Raw genomic sequence first — 22,763 nt, 5'->3', positions numbered from 1 at the left:
CAAATATTTACTTTTTAAAAACCCAGTTATAAACTTTTGCCAGAAAGCTTAATATTCTCCCTCTACGTTTCAATAATAGTGAGGGTACTATGAGAGAAGTTAAAATAATAACTTTTATTGTCATAATGATGCTTTCACTCGGTTGTATAACCGTAGAAGATAATATCTCCCATTCACCTCCCAATGAGAAGGTGGAAGTTTATATCCAAGTAGAAGAGAAGAGCGCCGTTTTTGAATTCTCCAGTTTCCAAGTAAAAGTAGGAAACAAAACTATAAACGAGTTAAATAAGCCAGTTTTTGTAGGATACGTTCAGAAAAAAGATAACGAAACGGAAATAATTTTTGTAGCGAACGTGAAAGCAACTGACTGGTATGGTAAAAAAGTCACTTCTAAAAAGTTAATAGCTCTTAAGCTGCCCGCAGGGGAGAGAGCACTTGTTACATTAGAAATCTACTATGAGGACGAGACACTTATGATCAAAGTTAACCCATACAAATCCGGAATAATTGGTAAAACTGTACCAGAAGAAATTTTTATGTCTCCCGAAGAAGCACTGGTGAAAAGACTCCAAGAAATCTATGGAGAAATTCCACCTAAGATCTCTGAAGAGATTCAGAAAAACAGGGAGATACAAGAAAAGTTCCTGGAAAAATACACAACCACAGGCAACTTAACTTATCTCCGTTCATATAGAGACTCCTTTTATGTAATCAGGGTGTTTGGAGAAATGGCAAAATGGAAAAAGCTAACTGCTCTTGATGTGAAAGCATTTAATATAACTTTGAAAGCGAACAACGAGTATTACTCTCTATATCCTTCTCCTCAAAGGGACTTTTCTGTGGTAATATTTTCCAAGGATACTCCCTACTATTCCCCTATAAGAATCAAGGGTTCCCTAAACATATCCCTACCTTTCCTATATTATAAAGGGAGAGGCTTAAGCTACTATCCAGTAAGCGCCCTTCACTGGGCCGAGATATATTTTCAAAGAGGGAGTTATGAAAAGGCATTAAGAATTCTAAACGACCTACACGACCTTATATACTATGGAGAGCATAACGGAGAAGAGTATGCTCTTTTCCTTAATTATTTTCATTTTGAGAATTCTTCCATCCCATGGGTTTCAGGTTACGCTCAAGGAATGGGAGCAGGCCTATACGCAAAAGCATACCAACTCACAGGCAAAAAAGAATACTTAAACACCGCAAAACTCCTCCTAAACTCATTTGACCTGCCTTTAGATATGAATGGGTTTGTAGCAAACACAAAGTACGGACCGTGGTACCTTGAGTATAACTACAACTCAAACGAGCTCGTATTAAATGGGCATATAATAGCACTTCAAGGTCTTTATTATTACTGGGAAGTTACTAAAGATGAGAAAGCATGGAAACTCTTTCAAAAGGGCGTTGAAAGTACCAAGAAAGGGCTTCAACTTTTTGACACAGGCTCTTGGAGCAAGTATTCAAACATCCATGGAGATGCAAGCGAGTTTTACCATCGATTACACATAAGACTGTTAAAGTGGCTCTATGATGTGACCAACGACGAATACTTCCTTCACTATGCTGAAAAGTGGAATGACTATTTAATTTACAGAGGTTTGCCTCCAGAAGAGCTTGGCTGAATGGAAATATCTTTTTAATCATCTAAGTTTTTGTAGAAAAATGAAAAAACTCACTCAAGAATGTGAGGTAATGCCCTAATAACAGGTAACGAAACAAGGATTCCAATTCCAACATCAACTGCACTCTGGATCGCATTTGGGATACCTATCACTAACCAGAATGGCATGTGAAACCACTCTTCAATAGCTGGAATAACCTGCTCTCTAGGTATGCCCAACCACAAGGGCAAAGCATAGTAGTAGTTCATTGCAACCATGGCAGGTATTCTTATTGCAATCCCCACCAAATAAGCAAATATCACGAATATTAGAAGCCTTTTCTCGGTGTAATTCCTAATGTCAAAGCCAGTAAGTTTTCTGGCAATCTCAAATCCTAAAATCACACTTAGCGTTGCAAAAAACTTCATGCTTGCCCCGAGCCAAGATGCCGAGGAAATCAGACTCAACCCAAAGAAAAGCAATACTAAAGCTGTTAAAGTGCTCCAAAATCCTGTAAGAACGTACAAAACTACTATTGGAACTGCCACCAGGTCTATACTCATTCCCCATTGAGTCGGAACTTTTAAGGGGGAGATCTGTAACACTAGTGACAAGCTTAAGAGCAATCCTATGATTCCTATTTCCCTAGCCTTCACTTACACCACCGTTACCATTTTGTTCCAATATTTATAAAATTTTGTTCCATAATTGGAATATCTGTCTGGACAAAATTGAGAAGCAAAGCCTTTATATGTTCCATGAAAATAAATCTTACGGTGGTTGCTATGAAAATACCGGATGATATTAGAAAAGACATTCCTTTAACTCAGGAGGTCATATATTTTGACAATACTGCCACCTCTCTAACCCCAATACCCGTAGTTGAGGCTATGGATGAGTATTATCTAAAGTATAGAGCCAACGTTCATCGCGGTGTTCACAGACTCTCACAAAAGGCAACCCATGAGTATGAGAAATCAAGAGAAGTTGTAGCTAAATTCATTGGAGCGAAATTTGAAGAGATCGTCTTCACAAAAAACACCAGCGAAAGCCTTAATCTGGCAGCTTTGGGACTCGAAGGAATCTTCAAAAAGGGCGATAAAATCGTGACCACTCCTTATGAGCATCACTCTGATTTACTCCCATGGCAACGCTTGGCCAAAAAGTTTGATCTAAAATTGGAAATAATTGAAGGAGATAACGAGGGAAACCTAGACCTTGCAGATGCAGAAAAGAAAATTAAAGGAGCAACACTTGTAGCAATCCAACATGTCTCCAATGCCTTAGGTGTAATACATGAAGTAGAAGAACTTGGAAAAATGGCAAAGGATGAAGGGGCTATATTTATTGTAGATGCTGCTCAAAGTATTGGACACATGGAAGTTAATGTTAACAAACTTCATGCAGACTTCTTAGCATTCTCAGGACACAAAGGGCCAATGGGGCCCACCGGAATTGGAGTCCTTTATATCAGAGAAGAGTTCTTTGACATCTTTGAGCCTCCGCTCATCGGAGGCGGGACAATTGAAGACGTCGATCTCCACAATTACACACTCACAGCCCCACCAGAACGCTATGAAGCAGGTACTCCCAATATAGGAGGGGCAATAGGGCTTGCAGCTGGAATAAAATACATAGAAAAGATCGGCTTAGATAAAATCGAAAAACAAGAACACAAACTCGTAAAGAGAACAACTGAAGGACTAACTGAACTCGAAATTCCATGGTATGGGCCAAGAAACTTGAAAAAACATGCAGGAGTCGTGAGCTTTAACGTTCCACCCTTGCATCCACACGACGTAGCAGCAATTTTAGATGAGCACAACATAATGGTTCGGTCTGGACATCATTGTGCCTTGCCAGTAATGAAAAAGCTCGGAATAAATGGAACTGTTAGAGCTTCGTTCCATGTCTACAATAGCCTCGAAGAAGTTGAGACTTTCCTAAGTGTCATGGAAGAGTTAGTTAAAAGCCTAAGCTGATTTTTTTCTTTAATATTGTGAGGGGAGTATAAGGATGATAGAAGGAATCCCAGCACCTGGAGCATATCTCTACAATTTTTTGACTAGAAAAAGGAAGAACCTCGATCGGGTGATCGCCGAGGAAATAACCAATAAAATTGAACATGGCAAGATATTGGACATTGGGACAGGCCCAGGCTTTATTCCAATCAAAATTGCGAAATTTAATCCAGACTTAGAAATAATTGGTATAGATATCTCAAAAACAATGATAAAGCTTGCAAAGAAAAATGCAGAAAAAGCTGGTGTTAACAATGTAACATTTGAGGTTATGAGCGCCTACAAGCTGAGATTTCTTGAGGAACAATTCGATCTTGTTACAAGCATTGGAGCTTTGCATCATTTTAATAATCCATTGAAAGCATTTAATGAAATGTACAGAGTCCTAAAATCCCAGAGAGAAGTATGGATTTACGATTTTATAACAGATACTCCGAAAAAGGACATGAGAAAATTTTTAGAAGAAGTCGGACTGCCAAAGTTCCCCTGGTCAATAGCATTTAGGCTCCATGGGCTTAATTACAGAGAATGGACAGGAGAGATTTCAAAAGCTGCAGAACAAAGCAAGTTTGATGATTACAAATTAGAAAGAAATAAAGCTCTTATGAAGCTTATTTTGAGGAAATTTTAATCAGTGTTTTAACTTAAAATACGTTTCTAATCGTTCAAGAGTTTGTATAATAAGTTTTTCTTCATTTAACTTGGAATTTCAGCTGTTTCTAAGTTTAGATCCATTTTTGGAACGTTCCGGAACGTTCTTTTCACCGAGTCCCTAAAATAGATAAAAAGACAAGTTAAGAATGGTGATGGACATGAAAGGGTTGAAGATCTGGTTGTTAATAGCCCTCTTGGTGGGGAGCATAATCCCAGCAGGTTTGAGCCTAGCAGATGAGAATGCCACTATAGAAAATGAAACAGAGCCCCTACCCCCTGAGATTCAAAATATAACTCAAGAGGAAAGGATAGCCAATCACATTGTTGTTGCCCTTGAAAGATTGAGCAACATAACAACAAAATTAATTAATAATGTAAATCTTCCTGAGAATTCAAGTATTATGAGACACTATCAATTAGCGGAACAATATAAAGAAGTGGCCATGAATGCATATGAAAGCGGCGACTATTACAACACAATAATAAACGGCCTCACTGCAATGCACCACTACAGAGAAGTGTTAAAAGGATTTAAAGAAGGAAAGGAGGAGCTTAGAGAACGACTTCCAGAAGAGATAAAGAGAATGGAAGGCTACTTCAGAATGGCCGAAAAGACGATAGAGATTGCTCAGAGACAGGGAATTGACGTAGGAAATGCGCCAGAGCTCTTAATAGAGACCAAAGAAGCTTATAAGACTGTACTTGAGGACATAAAAGCTAAAGATTTTGAAAAAGCTAAGGAAGATCTCGAAATCGCTAGAGAAAAGAAAGCTGCATTAGATGAAGAACTTAGAAGAATCAGAAAAGGGCTTGTAGAAGCAAATGCGGACAAAATAGTAAATGAATTCCTCGAGAAAGGTGCAAGAGGGATAGAAATAGCAGAGAAAGTCGTTGAAATGGCAGAAGAAAAGGGTTACGACGCTCATGAGCTCCAAGAGAGACTTGAGGCATTTAAAGATGTTTATAGTGAAGTTAAGGTCCTTGCAGATGAAGGTAAATACGATGAGGCTCTTCAAGTTATGAGAGAGAACACAGAGACAATAAAAGAATTCCACAGAGCAATGGCCTTCCTTCAGAAGAAATTCCATGAAAGAGAAGTCCAAGAGAGATTGGGAGACTTAAAGGCATTCCTTAGAGAGATGACCGGAAGAATTCAAAAGGATGCAAAAGCCTTGAAAGAGCTTAGGAGAAGAGGAGTGGATACCCGGAGAGCAGAACTCCAGCTTAAGACCTCTATACAAGAGATAAGGCTAGGAATTGAGTTACTCAAGCATAAAAAGCCAGCAGAAGCCAAGATGCACTTTGCAATAGCTCTAGACCTGCTTCACAAAGTTGATGAGTTTATCCTAAGGCACGCTTGATTTCTTTAAATTTTTGTGGAGGTGAAATGAATGAAAAGAGCTCTACTTGCCCTTTTACTTTTCATCCCTCTTGTGAATGCCCAGAGCATAAGCATTGCGCCATATGGAGATGGCTATGCAACTGTGGAAATTGAAGTACCTGTGGATGACTATGCAACTCAAGTTACAGTTTCTTTATTAGGTTCTCACTATGAGGATGTATTTGTTACTGATGTAAATGGAAACCCCCTCGAGTATTCCATAGAGGGAAACGAGATCACAGTAACCGTTCAAAACTCTCAAATAATAAAAATAGCATACTCCACTCCAGATCTAATGACCAAGGAAGGCCTTGTTTGGACTCTTTCATTAAAATCAGAAGCTCCAGTAGATGTAATTTTACCAGAAGAAGCAAGTTTGGTAGATATGAGTGAGTCACCCCTTGAAGTAGAAGGAAACAAGATAACAATGCCTGCAGGTGAAGTGCAAATAAGTTTCATCCTCCAGAATCTCGAAGAGCAAAAACCGGTCCAAGATATTAGCACAAACACAGGCAAGAATTTAACGAAAATTATTCTCCCTCTAGGAGCTCTTTTGGCATTCTTAGTTTTAGGATTCGCACTATGGAAAAGATGAATTTTTCTGGGTTTTTCTTTTCTTCAATTAAATTTATGAACCTACACTCATAAATTTCCTACTGGTGGTTCTATGTTAGTTGCAAAACCATGCACAAGCATGAAGGCCATAAACATCACCCCTCAAGAGAAATTTGATCTTGATCTAGAAGAAGTGTGTGAATGCCTAGCTGAGAGAGGATATCAAATAAAAAGAGTAACAAGGTTTCTAGCTCTTGTGAGAAAAGCATATGATATCAGCATATTCCCAAGTGGGAAGATAATAGTGAAAGAAACAGACAACAAAGAAGAAGCCTTAAAAATCGCTCAAGAAATTTACGAGTGTACAAAAGCCTATCGGGTGAGTTAATGTTTACCAAAGAAGCAATAGCAGAGAGAGTCAACAGAATAAGGAGAGATAACGGTTTTCCCATTGTACCCTTTGTAATAGATGAAGTAAGATACGATGAAGAAGGGGATAAATTATTTATAATCGCTAAAGATAGAAGTGATAAAAGTGCAATCATTGGAAACAGCTTCGTAATTGGGAAACTCAGAGAAGAACTCGGAATAAAACAAGTTACTGTTTACTCAAAACTTGACCTCATCATAAAGAGAAAAAAACTAGAAGAGAACTTGAGGAGAATCAAAGACACTCTTCTCGACTTTCTGACTCCTATAATAGAAGCAGAGTTTAATTTCCCTCCTCGAAAATGGCCTACTCTTAGCAACAATGGAAGAGCCCTCGTATTCCTCAGCTTCAATGCAAAAGCTATGGTAGGTTTTGCTGAAAAAGTTGGCCTAGAAGCCGAGAGAGTCGGAATCAAATATACCTTTCCAAAAATGGAATACACACCAATAGAAGGGTCTCTTAGGGAGCTCTTCTTTCCAGATGAGGAAAAGTTAAAGAAGATTGCTCAAGAAAGGAATATCAGAATAATTATTGCTGATTTTCCTTTTGATCTCAAGTTCCTTGATAATGTAGCTCTCCTTAATCCTCTCAGGTTCCTCCATATTGGATTCTTTGAGGCAAAATATTTCTTTGGGTTTGAAAGACCTGTCAGGGTGGATAAGAATGCAATGATAGATTTTGTCGTTGAAATGGTTGCTGAAGGCTTAATGGAATCAACAGATGGGGCAAACCTTATATGGTGGGCATGGAAAAGATAGAAGGTGGTAAAATGATAGTTGGCGTTGTGGGTAAAATTGCAGCAGGAAAAACCACAGTTGCAAAGTTTTTTGAAGAGAAAGGATTTTGCAGAGTTTCATGTAGTGATCCACTAATTGACCTTCTAACCCATAATTTAAACGATTATTCTTGGCTTCCTGAGATCCCAGAAAGGGGTGAGCCCACAAGAGACAGACTCATCGAATATGGAAAACACTTGAAGGAAACCTACGGAGAAGACATTCTTATAAGACTCGCCATAGACAAGAGAAGACATTGTAAAAACATAGTCATAGACGGAGTGAGGTCAAAGGGAGAAATAGAGGCTATAAAGAAACGAGGCGGAGTCATAATATATATAGAAGCGAGACCTGAGATAAGGTATGAACGATTGAAAAAAAGAAATGCTGGAAAAGACAAGGTGATAAAGAGTTTTGAAGATTTTTTGGACGCAGATAAAGCAGAAGAGAAACTATACCATACAAGCATGCTTAAAGATCTGGCTGATTTCTTGATTGTGAATGAAGGCAGTCTTGAAGATCTAAAAAATAGAGTTAAGACCATTATAAACTCCTTAACGTCTGGAAAAATTTAAAGGCTCTTCAAGATTTCCTTTTATTGGTGAGCTTCAATGAGAATAATTGTCCTTGCTCCCTGTCTTTTAAGCCCTTTCTACGTTTACCGAGGTCCAAAAGATAAGGAGTACAAAACTAGTAAAGAACTATTAAACCTTCTTGCAAAGCATGCAGAAGAAATAAGAGTCTTAACTTACCCCTGTCCCGAATATAAACTTATAGGATGGCCAAGACCCCCAATGAGCAAAGAAGTTTTCGAAAAACTTGGAATGCCTGAAGTTGCTAAAACCATTGTAAATTTTATTGAACGAGCTCTAACGGAAGAAAAACCTGAGAAGATAATTTTTGTTGGTGTCAAAGGTTCACCAACGTGTGGGGTATTCCATACGACTTCAAGTGATCCAGAAAAGTTCCCATATAGAGTAATCAAAGAATTCTCTTATCTAAACAAAGAAGAAAGAATAAAAGAGTCAAAAGAACTCATGGAAGAGCAGAACTTCAGAGTAATATTAGGAGAAGGTGTCCTTTTCCAAATTCTTAAGGAGAGATTTCCAGATGCCATCTACCTAGAATTTGACAAGGACAATATTGAAGAGAGTTTGAAAAAGCTCAGCAAGCAATTATAATCCAAAAGCCAACATAGAAAGCTATTTCCGAGGTTTCTCAGCTACCACCATTATTTCAATGTCATCCATATCTACTTTTCGCTTACCCCATCTCCCAGCTGTTCCTCCCCAAATAGCTTTTACTTCAAATCCAACCATTTTAAACATCAAATAAAGCTCTGTTGGGACATAAACTCGTTCTCGTATTGGAACTTTTGTGCCATCTGGTGCCTCAAGCTCCTCAAAGAAAGTCATGGTGTTTGGGTCAAATGCTCCAATAGCAATATCTTCGTTTGTGGCTTTTTTAATCCTTGAAAGTGCGCTTAGAGCTGTTAGTATAAACTTCCCTCCTGGTTTCAACGATTCATATATATTTCTTAAGATGGCCAAATCATGCTCTATCGGGTCGTCAGATGAACCAAGTAATGAAAAGGCCCCCTCACATAGACATATTACAGCGTCAAACTCTTCATTACGCTTAAATCTAGTTGCATCTGCTTTTATCCACTCAACTTTCACACCCTCTTTTTGAGCCCATTTTTTTGCCTTTTCAAGCATTTTCTGGGAAATATCGATCCCTGTGACACGATATCCTCTCTTTGCAAGCTCTATAGAGTGCCTTCCAACACCACAGCCCACATCCAATATCTTTGCACCTTCTGGAAGGTTAAACTCTTCTAGCAGAAATTCTATTTCCTCTTTCGTGTACTTGGTAAAAGGCTCCTGTAAGTAATAGTCAGATTCCTTGTCAAAAAACTCTTCCCATTCATGCTTTTTCATTGTGATCACAGTTAAAATTTGTTTTTTCAATTAAAAGCTTTTAGATCATCTAACAAAGTGTTAAAAAATAGAGTAGCAAGAATAAACTATAAGAAAATTTGTGAAGAATTATAAAAATAGGTGTGGAGTATGAATACTTTAATTATTTACGTTTCAATCCACCACAGAAATACTGAAAAGGTCGCAAAAGTCATGGCAAAAGCTCTTGACGCAGAACTCACAAAACCCTGGGGAATAACGCCAAAAGAACTTTTAAATTATGATCTTATAGGATTTGGTTCTGGAATATACTGGTGGAGACATCACTGGAGTCTTCTAAAGCTCGTGGAGGAACTCCCCATGATGAAAGGAAAAAGAGCCTTCATTTTTTCTACTGCAGGCATGAATATTCCTTTCTACAATCACCGCCAGCTAAAGAGAAAACTGAAAGAAAAAGGCTTTGAAATTGTTGGCGAGTTCTCGTGTAGGGGCTGGGACACCAATGGATGGCTTGCCAAAATAGGTGGAATAAATAAGGGGCACCCAAATGAGAGTGACTTGGAAAGAGCGAAGAAATTTGCCGAAAAGTTAAGGAGAAATTTACATCCTTCCCCGTTATGAAAGGGAAAGACTTCAAGCGATAACCCAAAAAACTGCTCCCCACGGCAGATATACTCACTATTCATTCAACACCATCAGTTAAAGAGGAAAGAGCGACGATGCAGCTATACTCTGTTAGGGGGAAAGACACAATACATTAGATCCTTGAATACACAATAAAAGAATGAATCGAATGAAACACAACGAAAAAAGCTGAAAAAACAATATAAATAGAGTAATGATATGGTATTTTTATAAAAAGAGATTTCCCAATGAGCCCTATTCCCACGAGCCATATAATCGGTGTATACGCGGGAGCCATGAATCCAAATACACTTTGACTCCAAGAAGATTCAGGAAAATATATCTGCATTACCCAAGACATAAAATATACACACATTCCAATTATATACATTAGAAAACCAATTTTTTGTTGTGGCTCATTGAGTTCTAATTTAAAGAGCAAGGGAAGAAAGAAAACAATTACTCTTAGGATCTTTTCGGGTATCCCGATAGATTTTGGTATACTACTCCAAAAGTGGCTCCTTTGATATGGCTCTGGTAGTTTGCTTGCAAATACGACATTCCATAAGAATACTGGAATTAATAAAATGAAGCAACTTCTCAAATAATCCATTATCCCCGTGATAACCATTATAATCCCTCCCAGTAACATTAGTTGAATTCTCAATTTCCGATATCCGATAGGATGCTAGAATTTGGCACATAGAACATATACCCTATTACTCCTCCATATATACATGCGGAGATAGTTGTTTCTATTGTGTGCCCTATCAAAACATCTGGTGGGAAAATTCCCTGCGCCATTATTATTTGAAAGCCATGATAACTGAACAGCAACATTAGACTTATCATTGTCTTTATTCTGCTACTGTTCATCAATATGATTGGTACTGAGAATACAACCCACAATAACCCTCTGATAAAATGATAAAGCAAAAACAACGGTCTCTCTTTCATTGTCATTATTATTTGACTTATGAAGTTCAATTGTTCCGTAGTCCCAGAGTAGAACAACCTGACGGCTTCAAATTGCCAAGCAACATAATAGCCAAAAAATAAGTATATTATTATATAAAGTAACGCAAAAACAGGAGCTTTTTTCACCCAACTCTCTATTTCAATCTTTGCCAAGACCTCTCTTATGATTATATTCTCTGTGGCCTTTTGTTTTCCGAAAATAATAACTGTAAGTGGAGCTACTATTATGGTTGTTATTACCCCTCTTAACATAATATTTAGGATCTCCATATTTGTCATAAAAGGAAAAGCTTCTCTAAAATAGAACGTTTCTATTTGTGCAACGAAATATTCTATTCCCCAAAAACTCAAACCTAAAGCCAAGATTAATTTAATCCCACTCCATTCTGACAATCTCACATTTACACTTAAGGCAATTGCTCCAAATAAAGAAACCAACAACATCAGTCCAAAAATAGTATTCTGCATATCTTCTGTTACTCTTGATGTAATTTCTGAAGACACCGGTATTATCAAGGTTGGTACCATAATCCCCACGACAAAAACTATTGTAAGTGCTAATATTCTTAATATGTCGGCAACAATGTTTCTCATGATAGCCCCTCTTGTTAATCCCCTTTAATTTCTTGAAATTTGATCTATTATCGAGGAATTGAATGGTTAAAATATAACCCTTTCGCTATCACTACTTTTGTTTGATTGTAGTTAACCTTAATGCGGAGTTAAATATTATTAAGCATAACAAAAGATCCTTGTCTCTATGAACCTGGCGTTCTCTTGACAAATATGCAAAAAACAACAGAGAAAATTCGAGTTCACGCCTCCCTTATTGCCCTCTTCACAACTTCTTTGGCATTCTTCATCAGCCCCTCCGCTTTCTCCTTCGTGTGTGCCTCAAGAGTAATGCGCATTATCGGCTCCGTCCCGCTCGGCCTGAAGAGAATCCACCACTCGTCGTTCTCAATCCTTACTCCATCAATCTCAATGAGCCTTTTGTAGGGGAAGCTCTTGAGCGCTTCTCTCTCTATGAGCTTCATAGCTTTTTTCTTCTTCTCGTTGGGACAGGGTATCTTTGCCCTGAGCGTCACGTAGCGCGGAACTTCCTTCGCGAGCTCGCTCAAAGGCCCAAGCTTGTCAATCATCTCCAAAACCAGTGCCCCAGCGAAGATTCCATCGGGGGTCAGGTTCCATTGAGGCATTATCCAAGTACCACTTGGCTCTCCTCCAAAGATAGCATTCTCTCTCATGATACCCTCAGCAACAGCAACATCACCAACCTTAACTCTAACAACCTCCCCCCCTAAAGGCTTAACGTAGTCATCAAGAGCAAAACCAGCATCCACAGTTGTTATTAGTTTACCCTTCCCGAACTTCTTAAGCATGTATGCACTTATAAGAGAGAGCATCACCTCGTACTCCACAAAGTTACCTTCGTCATCAACGACCCCAATTCTATCCGCATCCCCATCATGAGCTATACCAACGTCTGCCTTGAGTACTTTAACAGCCTTGGAAAGTCCTTCAAGACTTTTAGCATTTGGCTCAAGTTCCCTTATGAAATATCCACTTGGATGAGAGTTAAGGGAGATAACCTTATTTCCAAGTTCTCTTTGGAGATAAGGAGAAATCAACGCCCCCGCCCCATTACCTGCATCAACAATAACCGTATACCCCTTTGAAAGGTCAACCATCTCAAGAGCTTTTTTTATGTATTCTCTTTCAGGGTTAGCTGTTGTTAAGTTCCCAATCTCATTCCAAGGGGCTTTCTTAAAGCTCCTCTCTTCAAGGATCTTCTCAAGCTCATTTTCCATATCCCCTGTATAGGCCATCCCATTTGGCTGCCATACTTTAATACCATTATATTGTGAAGGATTATGTGAGGCTGTAATCGTAACTCCAGCATCTGCTTCATAAAGTCGAATAGCAAAGCCCGTGAGTGGAGTAGGAGAGAGACCAATGTCAATCACATCAATACCAGTACTCAACAACCCTGAAATTATGGCATTTTTTAGCATCTCACCACTCGTTCTAGTGTCCATACCGACAACAACTTTTCCCTCCTCTAAATAAGTCCCTAAGGCCCTCCCAACATTTAAAGCAAGTTCTGGAGTTAGCTTTTCATTAACGATTTCCCTTATTCCACTTGTGCCAAAATACTTCCCCATGATACTCACCATATGATTGCTAACACTAAAAAATACGAAGCAAAGTTAAAAGATTTTTCATTCCATTTCTTTTAGAATCTCCTAACATAGCTTTTCTTTTCAATGACCCTCCCCTTTTCAAGTCGATAAACATCAACTCTATCCATGCCCATAGTTTCCCGCTTATATGAGACAAGATAATCTATGAGTTCCTTAATATCATATTTGAAAAGGGAATCTTTGAAGTACCTCGGTTCGTAGATAAGGATAAGCCTATCCCTATGAGCAGTTATGAAAGAGTAGTACTTTTTTCGCTCTATTTTTGGTCTAGAGAGAAGAGAATAAATAAGATATCCATCAAACTCTACTCCCTCCTCGATATTCCCAATAAAAACATTTTCTGGGTAATTAACCTCAAAAGGAAGATACTCCACAAGAAAAGTATCTCCTCTAGAAAGCCAAGCATTAAGAAAGATCCTAGCAAGCTTCTTTGCATCCCCACTAACTAAAACTACACCAGTCTTAAGATTTGCTATCCTCTTAAGCATGAGTCTTCCCCCTTGTTAATAGAAGTAGTCCTTTTAAAAACATGCAGAATTGCACACCTAAACCATAAAATATATATTCTATTGTTCTCACTCCCATACGATAACCCCCATTATGGAGGTCGACCTAATGAAGAATAGAGGATTAGCAGTATTTTTGATAGGAGTTTTGCTGTTTAGTGTTGCCGTAAGTGGGTGTATTGGTGGAGAGAAAACAGAGACACAAACAACCACTCCCCAATACGCAGGAAAGATTGCAGTGGTTTATGATGTTGGTGGAAGAGGAGACTTAAGCTTCAACGACATGGCATACCTCGGAGCATCCAAAGCAGCTAAAGAATTTAACCTCGAGCTTAAGGAAGTACAAAGCAATACAGAATCAGATTATTTACCAAACCTCAGAAGCCTCGCCCAAACAGGAGAATACAATCTCATAATAGCCGTTGGTTTTATGATGACTGACGCAGTAACACAAGTAGCAGATGAATTCCCAGATCAGAAGTTCGCTATCGTTGATGGATTTATTCCAGACAAACCGAATGTCGTAAGCATCCTATTTAAGGAAAACGAAGGATCAGCCTTGATAGGAGCCCTTGCTGCTTTAATAGCCGCAAACGATGGAAAGGATAAGGTTGGAGCCGTCCTTGGTATTGAAATTCCAGTTCTTTACAAATTCGAAGGCGGTTACAGATTTGGAATTAAGTGGGCCGAGGATTACTACAAGCAAAAAACTGGAAATGAGGTAAAAATAGATCTTCTTTACACTTACACAGGTTCATTTACAGATCCTGCTAAAGGTAAGACAGCAGCCCAAGCCCAACTCGGACAAGGAGCTTGGGTAATTTACCAAATAGCTGGAGCTGTTGGACTTGGTGTCTTTGACGCTGTTGATGAGTACCTCAAGAGCCAAGGAAAGGAGATGGGCCCCCCATTCGCTGTTGGTGTTGACTCAGCCCAAGACTGGATTAAACCAGGCGTTATAATTGCTTCAATGATGAAGAGAGTAGATGTCGGTGTCTACAAGGCTGTTGAAATGGCCATTAAAGGCAACTGGCAAGGTGGAATAATGGAGCTTGGGCTTAATGAGCAAGGTGTTGGGGTAAGCACCATCGATGCAGTCAAAGAGATGTTTAACTCATTACCAGAAGACACCAAGCAGCAAAAACTCAAAGAACTAGGACTCGCTAGCGAAGATGAGCTCTTTGCTAAGCTTGAGGAAACGAGAAAACAAGTTCCAGACTGGATATGGCAGGCCGTTGCAGAGCTTGAAGAGAAGATCAAGAGTGGAGAAATAAAGGTCCCAATGGCAACCACCAAAGAACAAATCGAAGCCATAAGAAATGCCCAAACCTGGCAAGAAATGGAAGACTTAGCAAAACAATGGGAAAGCAGCTGATCTTTCCTTTCCTGTTTTTAACTTTTATAACCTTTTAGGAGGTGCATCTATGGAAGAAGTACCAATTATTGAAATGAAAGGGATTGTCAAAGTATATCCAGATGGCACAAAAGCCCTTAAAGGTGTTGATTTTTCCGTAAGAAAAGGTGAGATTCACGGGTTATTGGGTGAGAATGGAGCCGGAAAAACAACTTTAATGAAGATACTCTCTGGAATGCTTCATCCAACAGAGGGTAAAATACTTGTGAACGGAAAAGAAGTGAGATTTAAAAGTCCTGCTGATGCTCTTGCAAATGGAATTGGTATGGTTCACCAGCATTTCACGCTGGTAGATGTTTTTGATGGACTCCACAATATTATCTTGGGAATGGAGGGTCACGGTCTCTTCTCTAAAATAGATGTTGAAAAAGCGAGAAAAAAACTGCAAAAGCTTATGGATGATTTAAACTTTCAAGTTTCCCTTGATGTTCCTGTAGAAACCCTCCCAGTTGGTGTCCAACAAAGGATTGAAATTTTAAAAACCCTCTACAGAGACGTGGATGTACTTATTTTAGATGAACCAACTGCAGTGCTTACTCCAATAGAAGTGAAAGAGCTTTTCGAAGTACTCAAAAAGCTAAAATCTCAAGGTAAAACGATCATCTTTATCAGTCATAAACTCAAAGAAGTTATGGAGATAACGGATAGAGTAACCGTTCTCAGAAAAGGAGAACTAATAGGAACTGTAAATACAAGTGAAACATCCCCCAAGGAATTAGCCAAAATGATGGTAGGGAGGGAAGTGGTTCTCAAAATAGAGAAACCTCCAAAAGAAGCTGGTAAGCCAGTGCTGCAAGTGCAAGATCTGTGGGTAAGAGGGGACAGAGGTCAAGATGCTGTAAAGGGCCTGACATTTGAAGTGAGAGCCGGGGAGATTTTTGGAATAGCAGGAGTTGAAGGAAACGGACAAACCGAACTCATAGAAGCCATAAGTGGATTAAGAAAAATTGCAAAAGGTAAAGTCATTCTTAACGGAAAAGACATCACTGGAAGACCACCAAAAGAGCTCTACGATCTTGGAGTGGCCCACATTCCAGAGGATAGGATCCACATGGGCCTGGTAACCGAGATGAGTGTTGCTGAAAACTCAATCCTTGGACTTCACTGGAGAGACACATTTAGGGGCCCCGTGGGAATGCTAAGGTGGGATAAAGCTAAGGAACATGCGGCAAAACTTGTAGAGAACTTTGAGGTCTTGGTTCCAAGTATAGAGTCCCCAGCAAAGAGCTTGAGTGGAGGAAATCAACAAAAGCTTATTGTGGCAAGAGAAGTGAGCAAACAACCAGAATTCATTATAGCATCTCAGCCTACAAGAGGTGTTGATGTTGCTTCGACAGAGTACATAAGAAATTACTTGATAAAACTTAGGAATGAGAATAAGGCTGTTCTTTTAGTATCTGCAGATTTGGATGAAGTTCTCCAGCTTAGTGATAGAATGGCAATAATGTATGAAGGAAAGTTCGTTGGAATCGTAAAGCCTGAAGAAGTTACTGAAGAACAAATAGGACTAATGATGGGAGGTATAAAACATGAAAGCTAACATTAAAGGGTTCTTTAAGCCTCTTGTAGAAAGTCTAATAGCCATCATAATAGGAATGTTAATAGGTGCCATTATACTGGCATTCTCTGGATATAGTCCAACTGAGGCATATGTAGCCCTCTTTGATGGTGCATTAGGCTCCAAATATGGATGGGCTATGACCCTAAGTGCAGCAACGCCAATAATTTTAACCGCACTAACCTTTGGACTTGGTGCAAGGACTGGTTTATTCAACATAGGTGCCGAAGGAACAGTGTATTTTGGAGCTATAGCTGCAATTATCTTCACTAATATTCTGGGAAATGTTTTAATAGGACTTCTTGGTGGAATAATTGCGGGACTTGTGTGGATGTCCATTCCTGCCTTTTTAAAGGTCTTTAGAGGAGTTAATGAAGTTGTTTCTACAATCATGTTAAATTGGATGGCATATTTCATTGCCTTATACATAGTCCTTCAGAAGATACCCAATCCAGATGACCCAAACAAAACCATAGCCGTCCCTGTAAGTGCGAGATTTCCAATAGTAATAAGGGGAACAGAGTTATCATGGGCCTTTGTCATTTCCGTGGCAGCAGCTCTCATAGCATATTACATTCTCTGGCATACCACATTGGGCTATGAATTAAGAGTTAGTGGATATAACGAACGCGCAGCACGTTATGGGGGTATAAACCCCAAAAAAGCAGTGATATGGTCATTCCTATTAGGCGGAATTATGAGCGGTCTAGCTGGAGCTACTGAAGTCATGGGGAGACCACCAAGCTATGCAATAAGTCAGGGAATGGCAAACATTTATGGATACGGATTCGATGGAATTGGAGTCTCATTAGTGGGCAGAAACCACCCCATTGGAATAATATTCAGTGGAATATTCTTTGGTATGCTTAAAGCTGGAGCTACAGCTATGCAAATTGAAGCAGGAGTTCCTTTAGAGATGGTTAGAATGGTTCAAGGAATTATAGTCGTTACAGTCGCCATACCAGGACTTTTGGATCTATTGAAAAGGGTGGTGAGAAAATGATGGATGCAGTAATTTCAACCCTCATAGGAGCATTAACAACAATGGTCCCCTTGGTCCTTACAAGTGTGGGAGCAGTGGTAAGCGAGAGAGCTGGTGTAGTGAATATTGGATATGAGGGAATACTGCTCATGAGCGCATTTTTTGGAGCTATTTTTGCCGAAATTACTGGGAATCCATGGATAGGACTCCTAGGAGGGGCATTTGTAGGTGCACTCCTTGGAATGCTCCATGGATTCATAACAGTGTATCTAAAGGGAGATCACGTTATACCGGGTATAGGTGTCAATTTACTCGCATTAGGTATAGTAGCCTTTGGAATCCCTGCATATTGGGGAACAGCAGGTCAGCACCAAGTACCCTCAAACGTTAGAATAGAACCCCTGATAAAGACTGCCTACGGAAGTTTAAGTCCAATGGTCATCATAACAATAGTAATTACTGTGCTGACCCATTGGGTGCTCTTTAGAACTCCATTAGGACTTAGAATACGGTCTGTAGGTGAGAATCCAGAAGCAGCTGATGCGTTAGGTATTAACGTCGAACGTTATAGGTTTTTGGCCACAGTTTACGGAGCAACTCTTGCCGGCCTTGGAGGAGCTTTTATGAGTGTTGATTGGCTCGGTACAGTTACAAAACAGCTTTCAGCAGGAAGGGGTTTCATAGCATTAGCAAACATGGTATTCAGTGGATGGAATCCATTAAGAGCCCTTCTAGGAGGATTCATCTTTGGATTCTTTGACAACCTCTCAGTATGGGTCAGGACAACACCAGCAGTTCAGAAAGTTATTCCATGGCAGTTTGTGGCAACACTCCCCTATCTGGTGACTTTGATCATAGTTGCAGGAATAATAGGAAAAGTAAGAGTTCCCAAGTGGGATGGAAAACCTTACAAGAGAGAGTGATCTCTTTTTATTTCTTTATTATTACGCCTATAGCTGCTCCCAATGTTATACCCACTATAAACGAAAGGAAGATATAAGTGGTGTTCAAGCTTGCAGACTGAGGAACTTCTTTATATGGAGGCTCCTTAAATGCTAGGAGAATGTTAGCAGAATTTTGGGCAAGTACTTCCGAATATTTCTTGCCTATCCATGTCGTAGAGACTTCAACTGCTGGCACTCCACTTCTTCGTGAAAGCTCAAAAGCAGCCTCTTTTAAAGAGGTAGGAGAATCCTCAGAGTAGATTATCACGTCGATAGTTTTTGCTATTTCTAAAAGCTCATCTACACTTCTAGCCGGAACTTCCTCTTCAGGTCTTATTGAACTTACAACTTCCATCCCCATCCATTCCACTGCATACTGTTGAGAAGGAAGTTCAACTATTGCTCTTTTTCCCGTTATGTTAAGAGCTTGATAAGAAAGAATCATACCCTCTATCTTAGCTCTAAATAGAGAGTACTGGATATCAAAATAACTCTCATGAGGATAAAAAGCAGACAAAACATCTTTAACTGCATCAGCAATTGCAAGGGCATTGTATGGGTCAAGCCACACTCCATGAGGGTTATTCTTGTTATAGTACCACCTCTCAGGAAGATAATGAAAACCATGCTTTTGGTAATCTTCTATGCCCAAAACTTCTCCCTTCAAGATTCCTTCTTTCTCAATCTCCTCTATTTTTTCTTCAGCTGGTAAATGACCAATCGTGAGTATAACATCAGCCTTCTGAATTTTTTCAATTTGTTCTGGAGTAAGTTGGTACTGGTGTGGATCAACCCCTGGAGGGACAAGATATTCCACTTGAACACTTTCCCCAAAGGCTTCTCTAATTATTTCTGCTATCGGAGCTATGCTTGTGATTACTAGTGGTCTTTCTTGAGCTATGACTGGGGAAGAGAGTGAAAGCATGATTATCAAAAATATTATTATCTTTCTCATTTTAGGCCACCCTAATAATGTTGGGTTCAGATGTTTTAAAGTTTTGCAGAGATGCAAATAAGTGTAGAAAAGGAAATACAAAAATCCAACATACTATCTACTGACCTCCTCCCCGCCCTGAAGGGTGAGGATTAACCCCTCGCCATGAGCGGTTCGGTTTGCGGGCCCATCACTTACTTGGGTTGCCCCTTTCAGTTCAGCCCGCAGGCCCGGTCTTAGGCCCATTACCCCTACCGCAAAGCGGTTCGGGGTTATCGCCCCAGAGATCACCCTTCAGAGTTCTAAACCACTTGAAGGCGGTTTTAAGAGGACGCCTAACGGCGTCATCCTCCCAATAACGGGAGGACACGATGAACCCCTCATGGAGTTGTTCTTAAGTGGCCTCTTCAGGACTTTGTTACGTTGACAAGTTTAAAAAAGTTTCGGTGGTTTAAAGGTTCACTCGGACAGTTCACCACATCCCGTCCCAAAGGCGAGGCTTTCAAAAGCTAAGATAAGCTACCAAATATACGACGAAGCGAATATAGAGGAAGGATTCTATGTTCATTCATGACCGTTGCTTTTTCCATTCTTTATGTAAGGCTTTCCAATTGCTATGCTGAACCCTTTAAATGAGTCATCTTTGCGATGGAATTCTATGGCCAAGGGTAGATTGTTATCCTCGTTTATCACTATCCTCACGATTCTAGCCCTAGAGTGTCCATTTAAGTACTCCTCTTTTAGCTGCTCATAGTTTTCCAATGCCTCGTTGATGACTTCCTCGTGCATGTCGTAAATCTCTCTGGAATAGTTGCTGTGCTCCTTTATTGATTTTATCATATCTTCTTTATCCAAAGATATCACAACCTTAGGCTTTGCGCCAAGATTGCCCATCTGATTTAAATATCTTTCTCATCTGGGCAAATCTCAAGGCTTCCTCAAGCTTTTCTTTCGGAACCTCCATACCGTGTAATTCTTTAAACAACTCAACTATTTCATCCAAAGTGAGAGTTTCCTTCTCCTCAAAGAGGTTGTTTACAAGGTTTATCATATCCTCAACAAAATTCCATGGGAACACTATCCACGCCCAATCAATCTCTTCTCCAAAATAATCTGGCTGGAACTTCGAGGTTTTGATTGTCAAGAGCGTTGCAACTTTGATTTCAGCTGGGTTTTTACTCTCAACATAGTTCTTTGCAAGAGTTAGGCTTTCTCCTGTGTCGGCTATATCATCAACTATCAAAACTTTTTTACCTTCAAACTCATACTGAGTTCCATATTTCAGTCTTGCTTTTCCATCTGGGGTTGCCGTGACTCCCCAATGCTCTACCTTAATGCTTACAAGGTCTTTAACCCCGATATAATCACAGTAGAGCCTTGCAGCAATCCACCCTCCTCTTGCAAGACCTACAACAACATCTGGTCTCCACTCTTTCTCAAGAATCTTTGTTGCACCTTCTTTAGCCCATCTTTCTATATCGTCCCAAGAAGCTAAGTATGCTGGAAACTTTTTCATGATTTCCCTTACTGACGTTAATAAGAAGGAGATATTTAAGCTTTTCCCACCGACCTCTTTTAGTCGTAAACAACGAGACTTCCAGCCACAAAGGAAGTTAAAATGCCCGATCGTTTTGAAAACTTGGCAACCATTGCCACTTAAACAACTAAGAAAAGAGTAGAATTTTTAATATACTCTAAACTTTAATTTAAGAGTGGGTGAATGGAATGCCAACCATAATTGTCGAAGGCCCCCCAATTAGTGTTGAGAAAAAGAGAGAACTAGTGAAAAGGTTTACGAAAGTTGCATCAGAGATTTATGGGATAGACCATATAACAGTGATTATAAAGGAAAATTCTCCCGAGAATGTCGGAATTAATGGAGAATTATTGTTAGATTTCAAAAAGAAACAGTGAAAAAGAATGAACCCATCATACCCATATAATGTATTTCCAGGTTCCTCAGAGTAACTTAAGTGCAACTTTCTTGTACACTTCAGGCAATATTTTGAGCGATTCTATACTTACATATTCATTTGGTCCATGGATGTTTCCTCCTTTGGGACCAAAGTCTATTGCTTTAACTCCGTAAGGTGTGAAGAACCTAGAATCAGCAGCTCCTGGCCCTTCAACAGGTTCCACACTTTCACTGAATTCTCTGAGTGTTTCAAGCATTGATCTTACTATTCTCTCTTCTGGATGAGTAAAGAGGTAACCAGCCTTTTCATTACTTTTTACTATAAGTTCTGCCTCTGGAATATTAAAATCCAGTATTTCCCTCAGCACCTTTTCGATTTCTACCTGTGAATACCCCATCATTCGTATATCGAGTTTGAGAGTGTGTTTTCCATTTTGAGAGGAATAGAGGTTGGGAGTTATTGAAACCCCATAATCACTGTATTTTTCTGATTTTATTGATGCTCTAACTAATGGAACAATAGCCCTCAAGAGTTTAGTTAAACCCAAATCAACCTCTACATTTTCTCCCTCTCCTGGTTCAAGATATTTGAGAGTCACCTCACTTGGAACCACATTGGACTTTAGAAATCTGCCTTCGAGACTTACTGCAATAAAGTTTGTATTCCTCAAGAAATGGGAAAGAGATATCATTGGATGAGTATCAACTCCTGGAAGGAAATACGCAGCGTGTCGTGTTTCAATTACTGGAGTGTTTATTTTAAAGGTTGTCTCCTTTAGAATTCCTTTAATTGTAACTTTTTCTGCAGGAACAGTTATAGAAGCACCAAAACCTTTTCTCCTTCGGATTATTGGCCTCATTCCAATTCCATCGGCATTTATCATGTATTCTGGTAGGTTTTCCCTCTCTTTGAGTCTCTCAGCAATATGCATAGCTAGAGCTCCACCTATTTCCTCATCACCAGTAAATGCAAACAAAACTTTTCCATTAAGATCCATTTTTGAGAGCTCCCTAACAGCAAGCATCACTGCAGCAACATTTGATTTATCATCAGCGCTTCCTCTACCATAAGCCTTATCCCCCTTGATCGTTAGTTCGAAGGGTTCTGTCTCCCATTCTTCCCTATTCACTGGAACAACATCAAAGTGGGCCATGAAAAGCAATTTTGGTTTTCCTTTTCCAATTTCTCCGTAGACAGCATAGTAGCCGTTTCTCTCTATTAGTTCGCTTTCAATTCCCCATGAAGCTAAAGTATCCCTTATGAAGTGAGGACATTCTTTTGGTGGTTTTATTCCCCTTCCCGGATCATTTGTTGTGTCGAATTTTACAAGCTCAGAAAGAAGTTCAATTACCTCCATAGG

Annotated in this window: 24 protein-coding genes; 15 read left to right on the top strand and 9 right to left on the bottom strand. The window is 39.5% G+C overall.

Annotated features, from left to right (window positions below):
- Positions 1-89: 89 nt before the first annotated feature.
- Positions 90-1,628 (top strand): D-glucuronyl C5-epimerase family protein, encoded by a 1,539-nt coding sequence (locus K1720_RS04050; RefSeq protein ID WP_251950117.1) that lies wholly within the window; start codon positions 90-92, stop codon positions 1,626-1,628.
- A 50-nt stretch (positions 1,629-1,678) separates the two neighbouring features.
- Here the strand turns inward: K1720_RS04050 and K1720_RS04045 are convergent, their stop codons facing one another.
- Positions 1,679-2,263 (bottom strand): hypothetical protein, encoded by a 585-nt coding sequence (locus tag K1720_RS04045; RefSeq protein ID WP_251950116.1) that lies wholly within the window; start codon positions 2,261-2,263, stop codon positions 1,679-1,681.
- A gap of 129 nt (positions 2,264-2,392) precedes the next feature.
- On the opposite strand from K1720_RS04045, the gene K1720_RS04040 reads away from it, so the two are divergent.
- From K1720_RS04040 to K1720_RS04005, 8 genes are all read left to right on the top strand, one after another.
- Positions 2,393-3,589 (top strand): aminotransferase class V-fold PLP-dependent enzyme, encoded by a 1,197-nt coding sequence (locus K1720_RS04040; protein WP_251950503.1) that lies wholly within the window; start codon positions 2,393-2,395, stop codon positions 3,587-3,589.
- A gap of 34 nt (positions 3,590-3,623) precedes the next feature.
- Complete coding sequence (locus K1720_RS04035) at positions 3,624-4,259, top strand: class I SAM-dependent methyltransferase (RefSeq protein ID WP_251950115.1); 636 nt, start codon at positions 3,624-3,626, stop codon at positions 4,257-4,259.
- A 181-nt stretch (positions 4,260-4,440) separates the two neighbouring features.
- Positions 4,441-5,643, top strand: a complete 1,203-nt coding sequence (locus K1720_RS04030) for a hypothetical protein (protein WP_251950114.1) — start codon at positions 4,441-4,443, stop codon at positions 5,641-5,643.
- Positions 5,644-5,673: 30 nt separating this feature from the next.
- Entirely contained in the window at positions 5,674-6,258 is a 585-nt protein-coding gene (locus tag K1720_RS04025) for a hypothetical protein (RefSeq protein ID WP_251950113.1), read from the top strand.
- A gap of 72 nt (positions 6,259-6,330) precedes the next feature.
- The gene (locus K1720_RS04020; RefSeq protein WP_055280772.1) at positions 6,331-6,606 is read left to right on the top strand and encodes a hypothetical protein; all 276 of its coding nucleotides are present in this window, start codon (positions 6,331-6,333) and stop codon (positions 6,604-6,606) included.
- On the top strand, positions 6,606-7,406 hold the full coding sequence (locus tag K1720_RS04015) for a hypothetical protein (RefSeq protein WP_251950112.1): 801 nt from the start codon (positions 6,606-6,608) through the stop codon (positions 7,404-7,406). The genes K1720_RS04020 and K1720_RS04015 overlap by 1 nt, the downstream gene beginning before the upstream one ends.
- A gap of 11 nt (positions 7,407-7,417) precedes the next feature.
- On the top strand, positions 7,418-7,999 hold the full coding sequence (locus K1720_RS04010) for an AAA family ATPase (RefSeq protein WP_251950500.1): 582 nt from the start codon (positions 7,418-7,420) through the stop codon (positions 7,997-7,999).
- A gap of 36 nt (positions 8,000-8,035) precedes the next feature.
- On the top strand, positions 8,036-8,605 hold the full coding sequence (locus K1720_RS04005; RefSeq protein ID WP_251950111.1) for a hypothetical protein: 570 nt from the start codon (positions 8,036-8,038) through the stop codon (positions 8,603-8,605).
- Positions 8,606-8,626: 21 nt separating this feature from the next.
- On the opposite strand, the gene K1720_RS04000 is transcribed toward K1720_RS04005, so the two are convergent.
- Entirely contained in the window at positions 8,627-9,364 is a 738-nt protein-coding gene (locus K1720_RS04000) for a class I SAM-dependent methyltransferase (protein WP_251950498.1), read from the bottom strand.
- 129 nt (positions 9,365-9,493) lie between these two features.
- On the opposite strand from K1720_RS04000, the gene K1720_RS03995 reads away from it, so the two are divergent.
- A complete protein-coding gene (locus K1720_RS03995; RefSeq protein WP_251950110.1) occupies positions 9,494-9,964 on the top strand; it encodes a flavodoxin family protein in 471 nt (156 codons plus the stop codon).
- A gap of 666 nt (positions 9,965-10,630) precedes the next feature.
- On the opposite strand, the gene K1720_RS03990 is transcribed toward K1720_RS03995, so the two are convergent.
- From K1720_RS03990 to K1720_RS03980, 3 genes are all read right to left on the bottom strand, one after another.
- Positions 10,631-11,539 (bottom strand): hypothetical protein, encoded by a 909-nt coding sequence (locus tag K1720_RS03990; protein ID WP_251950109.1) that lies wholly within the window; start codon positions 11,537-11,539, stop codon positions 10,631-10,633.
- Positions 11,540-11,760: 221 nt separating this feature from the next.
- Positions 11,761-13,110 (bottom strand): phosphoglucosamine mutase, encoded by a 1,350-nt coding sequence (gene glmM / locus K1720_RS03985; RefSeq protein ID WP_251950108.1) that lies wholly within the window; start codon positions 13,108-13,110, stop codon positions 11,761-11,763.
- A gap of 71 nt (positions 13,111-13,181) precedes the next feature.
- Positions 13,182-13,637, bottom strand: a complete 456-nt coding sequence (locus K1720_RS03980) for a hypothetical protein (RefSeq protein WP_251950107.1) — start codon at positions 13,635-13,637, stop codon at positions 13,182-13,184.
- 127 nt (positions 13,638-13,764) lie between these two features.
- Here K1720_RS03980 and K1720_RS03975 point away from each other — a divergent pair, with 127 nt between their 5' ends.
- Genes K1720_RS03975 through K1720_RS03960 form a run of 4 tightly spaced genes read left to right on the top strand, consistent with a single transcriptional unit; the run spans position 13,765 to position 18,532 of the window.
- Positions 13,765-15,030, top strand: coding sequence for a BMP family lipoprotein (locus K1720_RS03975; RefSeq protein WP_251950106.1), 1,266 nt, complete (start codon positions 13,765-13,767; stop codon positions 15,028-15,030).
- 49 nt (positions 15,031-15,079) lie between these two features.
- Complete coding sequence (locus K1720_RS03970; RefSeq protein ID WP_251950105.1) at positions 15,080-16,609, top strand: ABC transporter ATP-binding protein; 1,530 nt, start codon at positions 15,080-15,082, stop codon at positions 16,607-16,609.
- Complete coding sequence (locus K1720_RS03965; RefSeq protein ID WP_251950104.1) at positions 16,599-17,630, top strand: ABC transporter permease; 1,032 nt, start codon at positions 16,599-16,601, stop codon at positions 17,628-17,630. Before K1720_RS03970 ends, K1720_RS03965 begins: the two co-directional genes overlap by 11 nt.
- Entirely contained in the window at positions 17,627-18,532 is a 906-nt protein-coding gene (locus tag K1720_RS03960) for an ABC transporter permease (RefSeq protein WP_251950103.1), read from the top strand. The genes K1720_RS03965 and K1720_RS03960 overlap by 4 nt, the downstream gene beginning before the upstream one ends.
- 7 nt (positions 18,533-18,539) lie before the next feature.
- Here K1720_RS03960 and K1720_RS03955 read toward each other — a convergent pair whose 3' ends face one another.
- The 3 genes from K1720_RS03955 to K1720_RS03945 form a co-directional block, all read right to left on the bottom strand.
- Positions 18,540-19,508 (bottom strand): metal ABC transporter solute-binding protein, Zn/Mn family, encoded by a 969-nt coding sequence (locus K1720_RS03955; protein ID WP_251950102.1) that lies wholly within the window; start codon positions 19,506-19,508, stop codon positions 18,540-18,542.
- Positions 19,509-20,051: 543 nt separating this feature from the next.
- Positions 20,052-20,381, bottom strand: a complete 330-nt coding sequence (locus K1720_RS03950) for a hypothetical protein (protein WP_423837320.1) — start codon at positions 20,379-20,381, stop codon at positions 20,052-20,054.
- Positions 20,356-21,003 (bottom strand): phosphoribosyltransferase, encoded by a 648-nt coding sequence (locus K1720_RS03945; protein WP_251950101.1) that lies wholly within the window; start codon positions 21,001-21,003, stop codon positions 20,356-20,358. The genes K1720_RS03950 and K1720_RS03945 overlap by 26 nt, the downstream gene beginning before the upstream one ends.
- Before the next feature lie 209 nt (positions 21,004-21,212).
- Here K1720_RS03945 and dmpI point away from each other — a divergent pair, with 209 nt between their 5' ends.
- Positions 21,213-21,401 (top strand): 4-oxalocrotonate tautomerase DmpI, encoded by a 189-nt coding sequence (gene dmpI, locus K1720_RS03940; RefSeq protein WP_251950100.1) that lies wholly within the window; start codon positions 21,213-21,215, stop codon positions 21,399-21,401.
- A 45-nt stretch (positions 21,402-21,446) separates the two neighbouring features.
- Here dmpI and K1720_RS03935 read toward each other — a convergent pair whose 3' ends face one another.
- A complete protein-coding gene (locus K1720_RS03935; RefSeq protein WP_251950098.1) occupies positions 21,447-22,760 on the bottom strand; it encodes a M20/M25/M40 family metallo-hydrolase in 1,314 nt (437 codons plus the stop codon).
- Positions 22,761-22,763: the final 3 nt, after the last annotated feature.

This window comes from Thermococcus argininiproducens, assembly GCF_023746595.1.
Classification (GTDB): Archaea; Methanobacteriota_B; Thermococci; order Thermococcales; family Thermococcaceae; genus Thermococcus_A; species Thermococcus_A argininiproducens.
The sequence above is the reverse complement of the archived record's forward strand: the minus strand, read 5'-3'. Positions and strand labels throughout refer to the sequence as shown.